Origin of the sequence: Nonomuraea glycinis (assembly GCF_014646515.1) — a bacterium.
In the GTDB taxonomy this organism is placed as follows: Bacteria; Actinomycetota; Actinomycetes; order Streptosporangiales; family Streptosporangiaceae; genus Nonomuraea; species Nonomuraea glycinis.
Genome location: NZ_BMNK01000025.1, coordinates 19815 through 35298 on the forward strand (window position 1 = coordinate 19815; position 15484 = coordinate 35298).

Below are 15484 nucleotides of genomic sequence, written 5' to 3' on the forward strand. Positions count from 1 at the left end.
ATGATGGGCCGTATGAGCCGTGAGAGAGCAGGCATTCGCCCCATCGATCTGGCGCGGCTGGCGGACATCTCCACCCAGCAGATCCGCAACTACGCCGCCGAGCGCATCCTGCCGCCGGTGCCGCGGACGGAGTCGGGCTATCGCCGGTTCGGCGCCGAGCACCGCTCGGCCCTGCTCACCTACCAGGCTCTGACGCGAGGCTACGGCAGGGACACCGCCAGAACGGTCATGCAGGCCGTGCACGACGCCGACCTTCCGCTCGCCCTCACGCTGCTGGACGCCGGCCATGTCGCACTGCACGAGGAGCGGCTGTCCCTGCAGGCGGCGGGCGCGGCGCTCGAAGCGGTCGCGGAGCAGAACCCGGAGGCGGCGCCGCTGCCGCGCTCCGGCATGCGCATCGGCGAGGTGGCCGCCTACCTCGGGGTGCGCACCTCGACGCTGCGTCTGTGGGAGTCGGTCGGCCTCCTGGCCCCTAGACGCGAGCCCAGTACCCGCTACCGCAGCTTCGGCCCCGCCGACGTCCGGGACGCCCGCATGATCAACATGCTCCGGCAGGGCCGCTACCCGTTCGCCCAGATCCAGCTCGTCCTCGACGGCCTGCGCCGCACGGGCAGCAGCGACGCGCTCCGCGCCGCCATCGCGCAACGCCAGGCGGAGCTGACCCGGCGGGCCAGAGCCATGCTCGAAGGCGCCGGCCACCTGCACCACTACCTGGAAGCGAAGGCCCCGGACTGACCGGGCGGGTGGGCGGGAACGGCTCCAGGACCGGTACGGCGCTGCTGGCCGGGCACGGCGCTCCTGGCCGGACAACCGTCGGCCGGTCAGCGGTCCAGGCGGGCGGTGACCAGGTCGGTGAAGCCGTTGGCGAGCAGGATGACGGCGATGGCGGTGAGCAGGATGCCGGCCACCCGGTCGAGGAGCATGGCGCCCTTGAAGGTGATGCGGCGCTGGACGTGCCCGGCCGCGTACATGGTGAGGCCGGTGACGACGGCGAAGGCCAGCGTGGCGATCGACAGGAAGAGCTTGTCCCGGAGGCTGCCGGCCTCGGCGGCGGCCGCGACACAGAAGGCGAAGGTGGTGCCGCCCACCGTGAGCGGGAAGGTCACCGGCGTGAACAGCACCGACTGGACGTTCGCCGGCGGCTCGGGGGCCTGTTCGGCCGGTTTGTTCAGCTCTTCGACGGCTCCGGCCTTGCCGAGCATCAGCGGGATGGCGGCGAAGGCGAGGGCGATGCCTCCGGTGGCGGTGAGCGCGGCGGTGCTGATGCCCAGCAGCTTCAGCACCGGCTCGCCGACCCAGAGCGCGACCAGGACGAACACCGCGACGTTGAAGGCCAGTCCCAGGGCTAGCCGGATGATCTGAGATCCGTCGAAGGTCCGCACGATGGGAACGTAGGAGGCGAGCGCGGCGACCGGGCTGTAGAGGCCGAACAGCGCCAGGAACAGGACGAGAGCCGGGTGACTGGTCATCGGACACCCGTCCGGCAGTCAGTGATCACGCGTGTTCCCCCGATCCGCAGCTGATGTCGCGGATCGGTTACCCGGGCCTTTCTCCAGGAAAACGGGCTGTTCGGGCAAGTTAGTATCCGCGGGTGGAGCGAGAGGCGGGCCGGATCCGGCGGACCCCCTCGCGCCTCCGGACCGCGCGCAGCGCCTCCGCGCCCAGGATGACGCCCGTGCCGATGCCCAGAGCGATCGACAGCGCCTCCACCAGGCTGCGCATCCCGGCCGAAAGGTCGCCCAGGCTGAGCTTGAGCATGCCCCGATACAGCGCCGAGCCGGGCAGCAGCGGCCCGATCGCCGGGATCACGAACACCATCGGCGGCACCCGTACCCGGCGTGCCCAGGCGTTGCCCAGGAGCCCGATCACCGCCGCCGCCAGCATCGCCGCCATGACCTTCGGCAGGTCCCAGCGGATCGCCAGGACGTAGCAGATCCAGACCAGCCCGCCGCCGAGCCCGCCCGCCAGCAGGTGGCGCGGCGGCACCCGCAGGGCCACGGCGAACGTCAGGCCCAGCCCGAGCGCGCCCGCCACCTGGGGGACGGCGAGAGACAGCGGTGCGGTCGGCGTGTCGTCCACGGTGATCGGCACGCCCATCTTGACCGCGAGGGCGAGCATGGCGCCGATGCCCGACACCACGGCGGCCACGATGAAGACGACCTCGGTGAGCCGGGCCGTGGCGGTGACGTACTCGCCGGCGATGCCGTCCTGCACGCAGGCGACGAGGGGCCGGCCGGGCAGCAGCGCGACCACCGCGCCGACCACCACGGCGGAGGCCGGCACGGGCATCTCCCGCCAGATCATCAACACCGCGATCAGCGTGCCGATCAGGGCGGCCACGGCGAGCTGGAAGAACTCCGCCACCCCGCGCCGGGCGAGCCAGACGCCCGTCCGGTCGCCGAGCACGGTCGCGACGAACGCCGCGCCCGCCACCGCCAGGCCGCCACCGTTCAGCACCGCCGCCGAGGAGGAGACCGACGCCAGCCCGGCGACCACCAGCCACCCGGGGTAGACCGCGGGCCGCCGGTTCACCCCGCGCAGGCGCTCCTGCGCCATGCCGACCGGGAGCTTGCGCCGGGTGATCTCACTGACCAGGGCCTGCAGGGCCACCAAGCGGTCGTAGTCCGGCTGCCGCCTGCGCACCCGCCGCTCGGCCGTGACCGCCGGGCGGCCGTCGTCGGGGACGTGCGACAGCGTGATCGCCGACAGGTTCACGTCCGTCTCGACGTGGCGCAGGCCGTACGTCCGCAGGATCGCGCGCATCGCGCCCGTGACGTTCTCGGTGGCCTCGCCGCTGGCCAGCAGCAGCTCGCCGACACGCAGGGACAGGCTGATGGCCCGGTTGGCCTGCTCGGTCAAATGGCGTCGCGCTCGATGGGGCAGGTCATGCAGTGCGCGCCGCCCCGGCCCTTGCCCAGCTCGAAGCCTTCGATCTCGAGGACCTCCACGCCGTGCTCACGCAGTTTGCGGTTGGTGAACTGGTTCTTGTGGTAGCCGATCACCACGCCGGGCGAGAGCGCGAAGAAGTTGTTGCCCGAGTCCCACTGCTCCCGGGCCCGCTGGAAGTCGTCGCCGCCGGTCGGGACGATGTCCAGCGTGGTCAGGCCGAGCGCCTCCTCCAGGGCGCCGACGAAACTGCGGTCGCGATGCACCTCCAGCGTGCCCTCCTTGTCGCCCGGCCGCACCGAGTAGGTGTCGGCGGCCTCCAGGAACGGCGGATAGGCGGTGGCCTTGTCCACGTCCAGGAAGGTGAAGACGGTGTCGAGGTGCATGTAGGAGCGGCTCTTCGGGACGTGGACCGCGATCAGCCGCTCGGCCGCGCCGGAGGCGAACAGCGACAGCGCGATGTGCTCGATCGTGCGGGGGTTGGTGCGCTCGCTGATGCCGATGGCCACCGTGCCGTGGCCGATGGGCATCATGTCGCCGCCCTCCATGGCCGCGTTGCCGTAGGACTCCTCGTTGAACCGCTCGTCGTCGCCGGCGAACGGGTACCAGAAGGAGAAGTCCTCATAGGCGAACATCGGGTGGTAGTGGTAGATCGTGGACTGGTTCATGGTCTCCAGCAGGCGGACGTGCCAGAACATCGGGTTGAGCGACACCCCGCCGTACAGCCAGGCCGACGGGTCGCGCTGATAGAGCGAGTTCGGCAGCGGCGGCAGCAGGAACGCCTGGGGATCGCCGGACGCCGTGACCAGCGAGCGGGTGTCCATGTCCGCGACGCCGAACTCCTCCTTGGTCAGGCCGCCGATCAGATGGGTGGCGAGCTTCTCGCCGCTCCACCCGGACAGCGTCTCCCGGACGGCGTCGACCAGTGACGGGCCGACGGTCAGATGGGTGACGGCCTGCTCCAGGGCGTGCTGCTTGGCCTCGAAGTCGGCGTCCAGCGCCTCGGCCAGCAGTTTCTGGTGGTAGAAGACCTCGACGCCGCGCTCGCGCATCACCGCCACGAACGCGTCGTGCTCCTTCTGCGACTGCTCGACCCAGAGGATGTCGTCGAACAGCAGCTCGTCGTTGTTGGCGGGGGTGAGCCGTCGCAGGCTGAGCTCCGGCCGATGCACGATCACCTTGCGCAGCGTGCCGACCTCGGAGTGGACGCCCAGTTTACGGTCGATCATTTCCGCTCCCCCATCACGCGGGCCGACAAGGCAGAGCGTCTCATTCCACCCCCCGGTTGCCGCCAATCCCGACATGTCAAACCTTTGCCGACTTAACGGCCCTGGTCGACCGCGCGTTCGCCTGCTCCGCGCCGGCCCGTCCGGGCTCCGCAGCGGTCCGTCCGGGCTCCGCGCCGACCTGTCCAGGGCGCCGCGCCAGGCCGGCGGACGGCCTCAGCGGCCTCCCGTGAACGGAGCCTCGCCCTCCTTGTACGGCCGGAAGCGCAGCGCCGACCACACCTCGTCCAGGGCCACCTGCCCGTTCGGCCGCAGCCCGTACTCCGTCACGATCGGCCAGAGCGTGTCGCGGTTGATGTCCGCCTTGTTGCCCTTGGGGTAGGCGATCCAGGTCGTCCCGGTCAGGCCGCCGCGATGCTCGTCGAGCAGGCGGCGGGCGGTGGCGGCGTCGGCGGCGAAGAGCACCGCGACGGCGGCCTCGCGCGGGTCGCCGACCCGCTCGGCCTTCTCGGGCAGCGGCCCGACGCGGGGCAGGTGCTCGTCGTCGGAGATCCACACGGTGCCGCCCGGCTTGATGAGCAGCTTGTCGGCGACGGTCTTGGCAGCCATGATCAGGCCCTTTCGTAGGTCAGGTCCAGCACGCCGGTGCTGTAGGACTCGGACGCGGTGAGGGTGAGCGGGATCTGCCCGATCCCCTCGGTGAACAACCGCTGACCGGTGCCCAGGATGATCGGGTGCACCAGCAGGTGCAGCTCGTCCAGCAGGCCCTCGGTCAGCAGCCAGGAGACCAGCGTGGGGCTGCCGCTCATCGCGATGTCCTTGCCGGGCCGCTGTTTGAGCTCGGTCAGCCGGGCCGCGACGTCGCCGCCGACGATCGTGCTGTTCTGCCAGGTGGCGGTCTCCAGCGTGGTGGAGACGACATATTTCGGGATCTCGTTCAGAGTCCTGGCCATCGGGTCGGCGGGGTCCTGGTGCGGCCAGTGCGCGGCGAACTCGTCATAGGTCCCCCGGCCCAGCAGCAGGGCGTCGCCGCGCTCCATCAGCCATCTGACGGACTGCATCATCTCCTCGTCGACGTAGGGGAAATGCCACTTCTGCGGCGCCTCCACGACGCCGTCGAGCGAGATGAACAGGCCGGCGATGATCTTCCTCATGGGTCTTCTCCGCTTCTCGGGGTGTGCCACCACCGTCTCACCGACAAATAAAATTGTCAAGACGGGCATAGTTGTCCGCCAGGCGTATGCCGTCAAGAAAGCTCAGGACTCCAGGAAGCGCAGAATCGCCAGCACGCGGCGGCTGTAGCCGGTGGCGTGGGACAGGCTCAGCTTGTCGAAAAGGGAGTTCACATGCTTCTCCACCGCGCTCTGCGAAACGTGCAGGGCCTGAGCGATGGAGGCGTTGGTGAGTCCCTGCGCCATGCGCTCCAGGACCTCCCGCTCGCGGGGAGTCAGCCGCGCCAGCGGATCCACCTGCGTCGTACGCGCCAGCAACTGGCGCACCACCTCGGGATCGAACGCCGCTCCCCCGGCGCCCACCCGGTCCAGCGCGTCGAGGAAGTCCGCGACCTGCGCCACCCGGTCCTTCAGCAGGTATCCGACCCCGGACACGTTCGCGCTCATCAGCTCGGTGGCGTACCTCTTCTCCACATACTGCGACAGCACCAGCACCTTGACCTCGGGCCAGCGCCGCCTGATCTCCAGCGCGGCGCGCAGTCCCTCGTCCGTGTGCGTGGGCGGCATCCGCACGTCCGCCACCACGATGTCCGGCCGGTGCTCGGCCACCGCCTCGACCAGCGCGTCACCGTCGCCCACCGCGGCGGGCACCTGGTGCCCCTCCTCCAGCAGCAGCCGTACCAGGCCCTCGCGCAGCAGGGTGGAGTCCTCGGCGAGGATCACGCGCATGGCAACTCCGCCGTGATCACCGTCGGCCCGCCCGGCGGGCTGACCACCTCGAAGGTGCCGTCCAGCGCGGACACCCGGCGCTGCAGCCCCGACAGCCCGCCGCCCGCCAGGCGCGCGCCGCCTGTCCCGTCGTCCCGCACCCGGACGACGAGCGTGATCCCCTCCCTGCGCACGTCCACGGTGATGCCGGAGGCGCCGGCGTGCTTGGCGGCGTTGGTGACCGCCTCGCTCACCACGAAGTACGCCGCCGTCTCCACCGCCATCGGCGGCCGATCCGGCAGCTCGCACGTCACGCTGACCGGTACGCCCGACCTCTCGGCCACCCCCGCCAGCGCCTCGCCCAGCCCCAGCGAGTCCAGCCCGCTCGGGTAGACCCGCCAGGCCACCTCCCGCAACTCGGCCAGCGCCTGCTGCGCCTCGCTGTGCGCCTGGTCCAGCAGTTCGGGCCGGCCGCGCCGGGAGCGGCCGATCAGCATGGACAGCGCGACGAGCCGCTGCTGCAGCCCGTCGTGCAGGTCACGCTCGATCCTGCGCCGCTCGGAGTCGACCGCCGCCACGATCCCCGCCCGGCTCTCGGCCAGCTCGGCGATCCGGCGCTCCAGCGCCACGGTCGGGTCGCCGGCGAGCATCCGGCGGGCCAGCCGCCGTTCCAGCGCGTGCACGCCCATCACACCCGACAAATCCAGAAATAGCAGTACGAGTCCCCCGACGAAGGCGTACGCCACCAGCGGAAGCGTCGGTGTCATTCCGTCGAAGGGCTCGCCCCTGCCCCACGACATCGCCAAGAGCACGGCTGCCCCGATCCCGGGCACCAGCAGCAGCACCACCAGCCCGCCCAGCATCCCGACGGGCACGCGCAGCGCCAGATATCGCAGCACCCGCCGGCCATCGCCCATCGCGTCCAGCGCGGCGGGGTCCAGGCGCAGCCGCCACGCCTCGAACCCCGCCAGCCGCCCGGCCGCCGCCGCCACCCTGGCACTGCCCAGGAACGGCAGCGTCACCAGCAGGAAACCCAGCTCAACCGCCGCGGTGACCATCCCCAGGGCCACCGCGCCGAGCCGTCGTGCTCCCTCAACTGCGGACCGCATGCCGTCCTTTGCTGCGCTCGCGCAGCCGTACCACGATGAAGACCACCACCGCCAGCACGACCAGGCCGAGCACGACCTTCGACCCGATGCCCGCGTACGTCTCGACCAGCTCCCACTGCTCCCCCAGGAGGTATCCGGCCATCACGAAGATGGTGTTCCAGATCGCGCTGCCCGCAGTGGTCAGTAGCAGAAATGTGACCATGTTCATGCGCTCGACGCCGGCCGGCACCGAGATCAGGCTGCGGAAGATGGGAATCATCCGCCCGAAGAACACCGTCGCCTTTCCGTGCTTGAGGAACCAGGCCTCGGTCTTCTCGATGTCGGAGACCTTGACGAGCGGCAGCTTGGCGGCGATCGCCAGCGTCCGCTCGCGACCGAGGAGCGCCCCTATCCAGTAGAGGGCCAGTGCGCCGACCACGGAACCTCCCGTGGTCCACAGCAGCGCGCTGATGAGATTCATCTCTCCTCTGCTCGCGGTGAACCCCGCCAGCGGCAGGATCACCTCGCTCGGCAGCGGCGGGAACAAGTTCTCCAGCGCGATAGCGATTCCCGCCCCGGGCGCACCGAGAGCGGCCATTAATGACACGACCCAATCAACCATGCGCCTAAGGCTACGGATCATTCGCAGTGCCGGGGAATGCGGAAGACGCCCGACCTCCCCTGCGGTAAACCTCACCCCCACTTACCGTACACTGTACGGTTGTGAGTCTCACACCAGATTCGGTACGACACCCGGTCGTTTTCCAGCCCAGCGATCCGCCCAGATCCGGCTGGATGGCCTTCCTCGACCCTCAGGGGGACACCATTGCCACCGTCGTGGAGCACCACGACGGGGAGGTGCGCGTCCGCGAGGCTCCGGCCGTCCGCGTCCCGGTCGCCGAGGCGGTCGCCGCCCTGGCCAGAGCGCGCCGGGACGAGACGGCCCATCCCGCCGCGCGGTTCTGGGGCGCCGCGTCGCTGGTGGCGCTCCAGCTCGTCGCCCGAGGCCGCATCCTGCCCGGCGTCACGGCGGGTGAGCACGACTCCTGGCGGGCCGGACCCTTCGACGAGGCCGACGCCCGGCGGATCCGCGAGCTGGCCGACGCCATGCCCGCCGCGGCTCGTGCCCTACCGGTCGATGCGGACCTGCGCCTGGCCGAGGCGGAGGGTCACGTGCGGGCGTTCCTGGACGCGGTGGCCGATGCGATGCCGCGCTCCCCCGGCGCGGTGCGGGCCACCGGGACCAGCGCGTTCGCCGCCGCCAAGCCCGTCAAGGTGCCCCGGCTGCGCACCTGGGCGGCGGAGGTGTCGGCGGGGCTCGACTCCGGCGTGCGGCTGTCCCTGCGGCTGGAGACCGGCGATCCGGCGCGCGCCGAGTTCCGCGCGGTCGCGCAACTGCACAGCCTGGCCGACCCGTCGCTGGTGGTGGACGCGGCCGACCTGTGGGAGGGGCGCGACCCCGGCTTCGGCGGGCGGGCCAGGATCGACGCGACCATCGCCATCCGCGGCGCCGCCCGCGCCTGGCCCAGGCTGGACCGGCTGCTGGACAGCGCCGTGCCGGACGAGCTCGTGCTGTCCGACGCCGACGTCGAGGACCTGCTCGCGGGGGCCGCCGACCGGCTGGCCGCGGCCGGGGTCGAGGTGCACTGGCCCCGATCACTGGTCCAGGGCCTGAGCGCCCGGGCGGTCCTCGGCGAGCGTGACCCGGCGCCGTCCGACATGCCGTCGTTCCTCGGCGGCGCCCACCTGACCCGCTTCGACTGGCAGGTGGCGCTCGGCGGCGAGCGGCTCACGGCCGCCGAGATGGACCAGCTGGCCGAGGCGCACCGCCCGGTCGTGCGGCTGCGCGACCAGTGGGTGCTCGTCACCCCCGACGTCGCCCGCAAGGCCCGCCAGCGCGAGCTCAAGCCGCTGACCGGCCTGGACGCCCTCGGCGCCGCGCTGACCGGGACGGTGGAGGTCGACGGCGAGCAGGTGGCGGTGGAGCCGAGCGACTGGCTGCGCGAGCTGCGCGACCGGCTGGCCGAGCCGGAGGACATCGGCCCGCCGCCGGGCCTGGCGGCCACCCTGCGCGACTACCAGCTCCAGGGGCTGCGCTGGCTCGCCAGGATGACCTCGCTCGGGCTCGGCGGCTGCCTGGCCGACGACATGGGTCTGGGCAAGACCATCACGCTGATCGCCCTGCACCTGCACCTGTCCCAGCAGGGTCAGGAGCAGCACGGCCCGGACCAGCACGGTAAGGAGCAGCACGGTAAGGAGCAGCACAGCCAGGGGCAGGAGGGTCAGGGGCAGGAGGGTCAGGAGCGGCACGGCCCGGGGCCGACGCTGGTCGTCTGCCCGGCGTCGTTGCTGGGCAACTGGGAGCGTGAGATCGGCAGGTTCGCCCCCGGTGTCCCGGTGCGCCGCTTCCACGGCGCCGGCCGCGCCCTGGCCGATGAGGGGTTCGTCCTCACCACCTACGGCACCATGCGGCTGGACGCCGAACGCGTCGCCGAGCACCCCTGGGGCCTGCTCGTCGCCGACGAGGCCCAGCACGTCAAGAACCCGATCTCCGGCACCGCCAAGGCGCTGCGCGAGATCCCGGCGGCCGCCCGCGTCGCGCTGACCGGCACCCCGGTGGAGAACAACCTGTCGGAGCTGTGGGCCATCCTCGATTGGACCACCCCCGGACTGCTCGGCCCGCTGGCCAGGTTCCGCTCGCGCTGGGCCAAGCCCGTCGAGTCCGGCGACCAGGCGACGGCCGAGCGGCTGGCCCGGCTCGTCGGGCCGTTCCTGCTGCGCCGCCGCAAGTCCGACCCCGGCATCGCGCCCGAGCTGCCGCCCAAGACGGAGACCGACCGGCCGGTGGCCCTCACCACCGAGCAGGCGGGCCTGTATGAGGCGGTCGTGCGGGAGATCCTCGGCCAGATCGAGTCCGCCCAGGGCATGGCCAGGCGCGGCCTGATCGTCAAGCTGCTGACCGGGCTCAAACAGATCTGCAACCACCCCGCCCAATACCTGCATGAGGCCACGCCCCGGCTGCCCGGCCGCTCCGGCAAGCTGGAGCTGCTGGACGAGCTGGTCGACACGATCGTCGCGGAGGACGGCGCCGTGCTCGTCTTCACCCAGTACGTCACCATGGCCAGGCTCCTGGACAAGCACCTGGCCGGCCGCGGCGTCGGCACCCAGCTGCTGCACGGCGGCACCCCGGTGGCCAGGCGCGAGGAGATGGTCCAGCGCTTCCAGGACGGCGACGTCCCGGTCTTTCTGCTGTCGCTGAAGGCGGCCGGCACCGGGCTCAACCTCACCCGCGCCGACCACGTCATCCATTACGACCGCTGGTGGAACCCCGCCGTCGAGGACCAGGCCACCGACCGCGCCCACCGCATCGGCCAGACCAGGCCGGTGCAGGTCCACCGGCTGATCGCCGAAGGCACCATCGAAGACCGCATCGCCCAGATGCTCGACGCCAAGCGCTCCCTGGCCGACGCCGTGCTCGCCGCCGGCGAGGGGGCCTTCACCGAGCTGACCGACGCCGAACTCGCCGCCCTCGTGGAGCTCCGATGAACGCCGCCCGCGGATTTCCCGCCTTCCCCCGCCAGCGCGCCGGCGCCCGCTTCGCCACCGCCTGGTGGGGCCGGGCCTGGATCAAGGCGCTGGAGGACACCTCCCTCGACCAGATCCTGCTGCAGCGGGGCCGCGCCTACGCCAAGACCGGCCAGGTCGGCCCCATCACCGTCAGCCCCGGCCGGCTGGCGGCCGTCACCGAGGACGAGTACGACACCGTCGTGCACGTCGAGCAGCTCACCGACGCCGCCTGGGAACGCTTTCTGGACCAGGTGGCCGCCAAGGCCGGGCACATCGCCGCCCTGCTCGACCGGGACATGCCGCACGACCTCGTCGAGGCGGCGGAGGACGCCGCTGTGCCCCTGCTGCCCACGGTCGGCGACCTGGAGCCCCGCTGCACCTGCCCGGACTGGGGCCACCCCTGCCAGCACGCGGCCGCCCTGTGCTACCAGGCGTCCTGGCTGCTCGACGCCGACCCGTTCGTGCTCCTGCTGCTGCGCGGCCGGGACGAGCACGACCTGATCGAGGCGCTGCAGCGGCGCGACCTGCCCGCCACCGCCCCGCCGGGCACCCCCGCCGCCGACGCGTTCGCCATGGGCGTCCCTCCGCTGCCAAACCCGCCCCCGCTGGACGCCGCCTTCGCGCCGCTGATGCTGGCGCCCGCCCCCGGCGTCGACGTCGCCGCCCTGCGGGTGCTCGCCGCCTCCGCCGCCTCCCGGGCGCGCGAACTGCTGACCTCCGGCGACCTGCGCACCCTGACAGAACATCAGGACAGGGTACGGATGTCCGCCACGTTCGGCCTGGACCTCGGCCTCGATGCCGCCGTCGAGGCATGGCGGCACGGCGGCGTCGACGGCCTGGACGTGCTCGAATCCGCCTGGACCCCGCCCAGGAAGGACCTGGCCAGGGCCCAGGCGCTGCTGGAGTCCGGCTGGGAGAACGAGCCTCCCCCCGAGGTGGACAGGTGGCGCAACCGGTGGACGCTCGGCGAGCGCCAGGTGCGGTACGGGCGCGACGGGCGCTGGTATCCGTTCGCCCGGCGCGGCGACGCGTGGTGGCCGGCCGGCCCGCCGGAGCGGGACCCGTCGGCCCTGCTCCACTGACGCCCGGATCAGGCGAGGTTGAGCTGCCAGGACACGCCGAACCGGTCGGACACCCAGCCGAACTTGGTGCTGAACCCGTAGTTGCCGAGGGGCATCAGCGTCTCGCCCTTCTCCGACAGCGCCGTGAACAGCCGCTCGAGCTCGGCCTCCGTCTCGCACTGGACGTAGAGCGAGATCGACGGGGTGAACGTGAACGCGTGATGCACGGCGCTGTCGATGGCCATGTACTCATGGCCCGCCAGCTTGAACGTGGCGTGCATCACGCTGCCCTCGGCGCCCGGCTCACCCGGGCCGTAGCGGGTGATGGCGAGCACTTCGGCGTCGTCGAAGAGAGAGATGTAGAAGGTCATCGCCTCTTCGGCGATGCCTCCTTCGAACATCAGGAAGGTGGTGATCTTCTGCGGCATGGTGGTCACTCTCCAGAGGGTGCGTAGAAGGCGGTGGTGGCCGCGGTGGCCGCGGCGACCTGCTCGGCGTCGGCGCCGGTGGCCAGGAACGTCTCGCCCCAGGCCTGACTGATGCGGGTGATGAACTGCCTGCCCTCCTCGGTCTCGTGGAAGGTCTCGTGATCCGGCAGCACGCCGCCGCTCAGGTGCAGGCTCAGGCCGAGCAGCGACAGGTCCCAGCCGACGCCGACCGCGCCGGGACCGAACCGCGTCCACATGTCGGGCGGTGGCTCCGCGGTGTGCCGCAGCTCGAAGCGGGTGCCGCCGTCCTCGGCGGACAGGCGCACCTCCACCTCCGAGGCGGGCGGGCCGCCGTACACCCAGCTCACCTTGAGCAGGCTGGGCGGCTCGCACTGCAGGATCTCACCGCTGGCGTTGCTCTCAAGCTGGAAGGAGCCGCCGAGGCGGAGGTCTCCGGTGATCGGCGTCAGCCAGCGGCTGATCCGCTCAGCGGTCGTGCAGGCGTCCCAGACATCCTTGGTCTCGGCGTCGAAGTGCCGGGTCACCAGAAGGCTCTTGGTCTCGCCGCTCTCCTTGAGTTCGCGATGGGTTCGCGTGATCTCGTCGATGATGTCCATCAGTCGGGCTCGTCTTTCGGTCGTGGTTCAGAGGGTCGGCGGTCGCGCTTGCCGCGGGCCAGCTCCGTCGCCAGGGCGTCCAGGCGCTGGTTCCAGAAACCGCGGAAACGCTCCAGCCACTCGTCGACCTCGCGCAGCGGACCCGGGTCCACGGCGTAGAGCCGCCGGGTGCCCTGGGCGCGGACGCTGGCGAAGCCGTTGTCCCGCAGCACTTTCAGGTGCTGGGAGACCGCGGGCTGGGAGATGCCGTACTCGCGCTGGATGACGGCGGTGACCTCGCCGGAGCTCAGCTCGCCGTCGGCGAGCAACTCCAGGATCCGGCGCCGGACAGGGTCACCGAGAACGTCGAATGCGTGCACGACCTCATTATTTCAGGGTGCACTTATATAAGTCAAACCTGCTATATGCGCTGGGTCAGGGGCGGGTGCCGATGATGACGGTCGCGTCCCATTCGTCGGAGATGGTCACGCGGGCGTCGAGGCCGTGGCGGGTCACGGCCTCGACGGCCTGCGGCACCTGGCGTTCGCTGGTCTCGAACAGCAGGTGGCCGCCCGGCGCGAGCCACTTCCCCGCCTCGGCCGTCACCCGGCGCAGGACGTCGAGGCCGTCCGCGCCACCGTCGAGCGCTACCCGGGCCTCGTGCAGGCGAGCTTCCGAGGGGAGCAGGTCGATCTCACCGGTGGGCACGTACGGCACGTTGGCGAGCAGCAGGTCGATCCGGCCCAGCAGGTCAGAGGGCAGCGGCTCGTACAGGTCGCCCTCGTACACCCGACCGCCGGCGGCGGTGAGGTTGCGGCGGGCGCACGCGACCGCGGCCGGGTCGATGTCGGAGGCGTGCAGCTCGACCCGCTCCAGCACCGCGACCAGGGCGGCCCCCAGCGCCCCGGTGCCGCAGCACAGATCGACGGCCACCACCGGCCGCTCCCCGGACGGCGTCGGGGCGGTGGGATGAGGAGCGTACGGCGTGGGGGTGAGCGGGGAGGGCTTGGCAGCCAGGGCGGTGGGATCGGGGACGTACGGCGTGGGGGCCAGGGCGGTGGCCTGGCGGAGGAGGAATTCGGTGCGGGGGCGGGGCACGAAGACGCCGGGGTCGACGGCGACGCGCAGCCCGCAGAACTCCGCCCAGCCGAGGACGTGTTCGAGCGGCAGGCCACCGGCTCGCCGGTCCACCATGTCGATGAGCTCCGCCGGGGTCTGTGCCGTAGCGATGAGCAGACGGGCTTCGTCCTCGGCGAAGACGCAGCCGGCGGCGCGGAGTCTGGTGACGATGGCGGAATGAGGGAGGGACATGAGCGCCTTTCGGGGATGCTGTGGGCGCTCTCCCGGTCACCTATGCCAGGTGATCCGCGCGGCCGTGAGGTGAGAGCACCCGACCTGGTCCAGCGGTAATGGGTCTCACCTCCTCGGTCGTGTCGGTCAACTGCCGGCGACGCGCACACTATCCGAGCCGATCGGCGGCGCGCAAACCTCGGCGGGCGGGCTCCTCGGCCAGGGAGAACACGCGGGCGCCGTCGAGGGGGCCGGACCGGTCAGGGTCCGCCGAGATTGACAGGCACGGTCGGACGTCGTGTAATCGTCGGCAGGTCGCGTGACGCCATCTGGAGGACGGTGGCGGCATGGAGGCCGCGCAGCAAGGGACGATACCGTGACTTCACAGCTCACCGGCAGCGACTGATCTGATCGCGCCCGCGCGCCGTCCCCGCGCTCGGTGGTGTTGACCGCCGCCTCGTTCACGTGTCCCGTGTTCTTCGAGGCTTGCCTGCCCACGGCCTGGGCGTCGGCGTGCGATGTACCGAAATTTCGCCGCATATCCCTGCGGTCTTGTCCGCACGCCCGAAGAAAGCAGAGCATGCCCGACTTCAACCAGCAGATCATCGACCAGTTCCGCGCCAACCAGGGCCAGGTAGGCCCGCCCCTCGAAGGGGCCAGGCTGCTCCTTCTGACCACCACGGGAGCCAGGACCGGCGCCCGTCACACCACCCCGCTCGGCTACCTGCCGGACGCTTCCGGCAGCGTGTTCGTCATCGCCTCGGCCGGCGGCGCCCCCACCAACCCGGCCTGGTACCACAACCTGCGCGCCAACCCCCGGGTCACCATCGAGGACGGGATGTTCACCCGCGAAGCCGACGCGCGGATCCTTCAGGGCGGCGAACGCGACGAGATCTTCGCTCGCGCCGTCGAAGCCGATCCCGGCTGGGCCGAATACCAGGCCACCTCCGGGCGCGTCATCCCCGTCGTCGCGCTGACCCCCGTCGGTACCCCCACCGCGAACGTCACCCGGGGAGGGGACGGGCTCAAGGCGATCCATGACGCGTTCCGCCGGGAGCTCGCCCTGGTCCGCAAGGAGGTGGCGGAGTCCGGGCCCGGCCTCGGCTCGCAACTGCGCATCAACTGCCTCGCCTTGTGCCAAGGGCTGGAACACCACCACCTGATGGAGGACGGGCACATGTTCCCGCACCTCGACGGGCAGCACCCCGGACTCGCCCCGGCCCTGACGCGGCTGCGCCGCGAGCATCAGGAGATCAAGTCGCTGCTCGACGAGCTCCAGAAGCTCGTCTCAGGCGACGGTACGGATCCAGCGACCCTGCTCGGCGAGGTGGAACGGCTGATCGCCGAGCTCGACGCCCACCTCACCTATGAGGAGGAGCACCTCATCCCGATCCTGAACGAGATCATGCCCTAGCACCGCCGAGCAGGCGGCCGGCGACTCGCCGCCTGCTCGGTCGCCGGG

16 protein-coding genes are annotated in these 15484 nt (G+C 71.5%); 4 read left to right on the forward strand and 12 right to left on the reverse strand.

Features of this window, described 5'->3' with window-relative positions; genetic code table 11:
• Positions 1-12: 12 nt before the first annotated feature.
• The gene (locus IEY87_RS42640; protein ID WP_189144594.1) at positions 13-735 is read left to right on the forward strand and encodes a MerR family transcriptional regulator; all 723 of its coding nucleotides are present in this window, start codon (positions 13-15) and stop codon (positions 733-735) included.
• 86 nt (positions 736-821) lie between these two features.
• Here the strand turns inward: IEY87_RS42640 and IEY87_RS42645 are convergent, their stop codons facing one another.
• The 8 genes from IEY87_RS42645 to IEY87_RS42680 all read right to left on the reverse strand — a co-directional run bounded on the left by IEY87_RS42645 (position 822) and on the right by IEY87_RS42680 (position 7702).
• A complete protein-coding gene (locus IEY87_RS42645; protein ID WP_189144595.1) occupies positions 822-1469 on the reverse strand; it encodes a MarC family protein in 648 nt (215 codons plus the stop codon).
• Between the two features lie 109 nt (positions 1470-1578).
• Positions 1579-2859, reverse strand: coding sequence for a threonine/serine exporter family protein (locus IEY87_RS42650; protein WP_225277265.1), 1281 nt, complete (start codon positions 2857-2859; stop codon positions 1579-1581).
• Positions 2856-4115, reverse strand: a complete 1260-nt coding sequence (locus IEY87_RS42655; protein ID WP_189144596.1) for an arginine deiminase — start codon at positions 4113-4115, stop codon at positions 2856-2858. Before IEY87_RS42655 ends, IEY87_RS42650 begins: the two co-directional genes overlap by 4 nt.
• A gap of 213 nt (positions 4116-4328) precedes the next feature.
• Positions 4329-4721 (reverse strand): hypothetical protein, encoded by a 393-nt coding sequence (locus IEY87_RS42660; RefSeq protein WP_189144597.1) that lies wholly within the window; start codon positions 4719-4721, stop codon positions 4329-4331.
• Positions 4722-4723: 2 nt separating this feature from the next.
• Complete coding sequence (locus tag IEY87_RS42665; RefSeq protein ID WP_189144598.1) at positions 4724-5266, reverse strand: dihydrofolate reductase family protein; 543 nt, start codon at positions 5264-5266, stop codon at positions 4724-4726.
• A 102-nt stretch (positions 5267-5368) separates the two neighbouring features.
• On the reverse strand, positions 5369-6013 hold the full coding sequence (locus tag IEY87_RS42670) for a response regulator (protein WP_189144599.1): 645 nt from the start codon (positions 6011-6013) through the stop codon (positions 5369-5371).
• The gene (locus IEY87_RS42675) at positions 6004-7101 is read right to left on the reverse strand and encodes a sensor histidine kinase (RefSeq protein ID WP_189144600.1); all 1098 of its coding nucleotides are present in this window, start codon (positions 7099-7101) and stop codon (positions 6004-6006) included. Before IEY87_RS42675 ends, IEY87_RS42670 begins: the two co-directional genes overlap by 10 nt.
• Complete coding sequence (locus IEY87_RS42680; protein WP_189144601.1) at positions 7085-7702, reverse strand: DedA family protein; 618 nt, start codon at positions 7700-7702, stop codon at positions 7085-7087. Before IEY87_RS42680 ends, IEY87_RS42675 begins: the two co-directional genes overlap by 17 nt.
• A gap of 101 nt (positions 7703-7803) precedes the next feature.
• Here IEY87_RS42680 and IEY87_RS42685 point away from each other — a divergent pair, with 101 nt between their 5' ends.
• Together IEY87_RS42685 and IEY87_RS42690 are read left to right on the forward strand one after the other, a co-directional pair.
• A complete protein-coding gene (locus IEY87_RS42685) occupies positions 7804-10626 on the forward strand; it encodes a DEAD/DEAH box helicase (RefSeq protein ID WP_225277266.1) in 2823 nt (940 codons plus the stop codon).
• Positions 10623-11729 carry an SWIM zinc finger family protein gene (locus tag IEY87_RS42690; protein WP_189144602.1) on the forward strand — a complete coding sequence of 369 codons (1107 nt, stop codon included), beginning with the start codon at positions 10623-10625 and terminating at the stop codon, positions 11727-11729. The genes IEY87_RS42685 and IEY87_RS42690 overlap by 4 nt, the downstream gene beginning before the upstream one ends.
• Positions 11730-11737: 8 nt before the next feature.
• On the opposite strand, the gene IEY87_RS42695 is transcribed toward IEY87_RS42690, so the two are convergent.
• Genes IEY87_RS42695 through IEY87_RS42710 form a run of 4 tightly spaced genes read right to left on the reverse strand, consistent with a single transcriptional unit; the run spans position 11738 to position 14043 of the window.
• Positions 11738-12136, reverse strand: a complete 399-nt coding sequence (locus tag IEY87_RS42695) for a VOC family protein (protein WP_189144668.1) — start codon at positions 12134-12136, stop codon at positions 11738-11740.
• Between the two features lie 5 nt (positions 12137-12141).
• A complete protein-coding gene (locus IEY87_RS42700) occupies positions 12142-12753 on the reverse strand; it encodes an SRPBCC family protein (RefSeq protein WP_225277267.1) in 612 nt (203 codons plus the stop codon).
• A complete protein-coding gene (locus IEY87_RS42705; RefSeq protein WP_189144603.1) occupies positions 12753-13112 on the reverse strand; it encodes an ArsR/SmtB family transcription factor in 360 nt (119 codons plus the stop codon). Before IEY87_RS42705 ends, IEY87_RS42700 begins: the two co-directional genes overlap by 1 nt.
• 55 nt (positions 13113-13167) lie before the next feature.
• Positions 13168-14043 carry a putative protein N(5)-glutamine methyltransferase gene (locus tag IEY87_RS42710; RefSeq protein ID WP_189144604.1) on the reverse strand — a complete coding sequence of 292 codons (876 nt, stop codon included), beginning with the start codon at positions 14041-14043 and terminating at the stop codon, positions 13168-13170.
• Between the two features lie 559 nt (positions 14044-14602).
• On the opposite strand from IEY87_RS42710, the gene IEY87_RS42715 reads away from it, so the two are divergent.
• Positions 14603-15436, forward strand: a complete 834-nt coding sequence (locus IEY87_RS42715; protein ID WP_189144605.1) for a nitroreductase/quinone reductase family protein — start codon at positions 14603-14605, stop codon at positions 15434-15436.
• Positions 15437-15484: the final 48 nt, after the last annotated feature.

Excerpts from the sequence above, each read along its gene's own strand:
- IEY87_RS42715 (WP_189144605.1), top strand. The coding sequence starts at position 14,603 with ATGCCCGACTTCAACCAGCAGATCATCGACCAGTTCCGCGCCAACCAG.
- IEY87_RS42645 (WP_189144595.1), bottom strand. The coding sequence starts at position 1,469 with ATGACCAGTCACCCGGCTCTCGTCCTGTTCCTGGCGCTGTTCGGCCTC.
- IEY87_RS42680 (WP_189144601.1), bottom strand. The coding sequence starts at position 7,702 with ATGGTTGATTGGGTCGTGTCATTAATGGCCGCTCTCGGTGCGCCCGGG.
- IEY87_RS42660 (WP_189144597.1), bottom strand. The coding sequence starts at position 4,721 with ATGGCTGCCAAGACCGTCGCCGACAAGCTGCTCATCAAGCCGGGCGGC.
- IEY87_RS42640 (WP_189144594.1), top strand. The coding sequence starts at position 13 with ATGAGCCGTGAGAGAGCAGGCATTCGCCCCATCGATCTGGCGCGGCTG.
- IEY87_RS42710 (WP_189144604.1), bottom strand. The coding sequence starts at position 14,043 with ATGTCCCTCCCTCATTCCGCCATCGTCACCAGACTCCGCGCCGCCGGC.
- IEY87_RS42665 (WP_189144598.1), bottom strand. The coding sequence starts at position 5,266 with ATGAGGAAGATCATCGCCGGCCTGTTCATCTCGCTCGACGGCGTCGTG.
- IEY87_RS42700 (WP_225277267.1), bottom strand. The coding sequence starts at position 12,753 with ATGGACATCATCGACGAGATCACGCGAACCCATCGCGAACTCAAGGAG.
- IEY87_RS42670 (WP_189144599.1), bottom strand. The coding sequence starts at position 6,013 with ATGCGCGTGATCCTCGCCGAGGACTCCACCCTGCTGCGCGAGGGCCTG.
- IEY87_RS42655 (WP_189144596.1), bottom strand. The coding sequence starts at position 4,115 with ATGATCGACCGTAAACTGGGCGTCCACTCCGAGGTCGGCACGCTGCGC.
- IEY87_RS42695 (WP_189144668.1), bottom strand. The coding sequence starts at position 12,136 with ATGCCGCAGAAGATCACCACCTTCCTGATGTTCGAAGGAGGCATCGCC.
- IEY87_RS42690 (WP_189144602.1), top strand. The coding sequence starts at position 10,623 with ATGAACGCCGCCCGCGGATTTCCCGCCTTCCCCCGCCAGCGCGCCGGC.
- IEY87_RS42675 (WP_189144600.1), bottom strand. The coding sequence starts at position 7,101 with ATGCGGTCCGCAGTTGAGGGAGCACGACGGCTCGGCGCGGTGGCCCTG.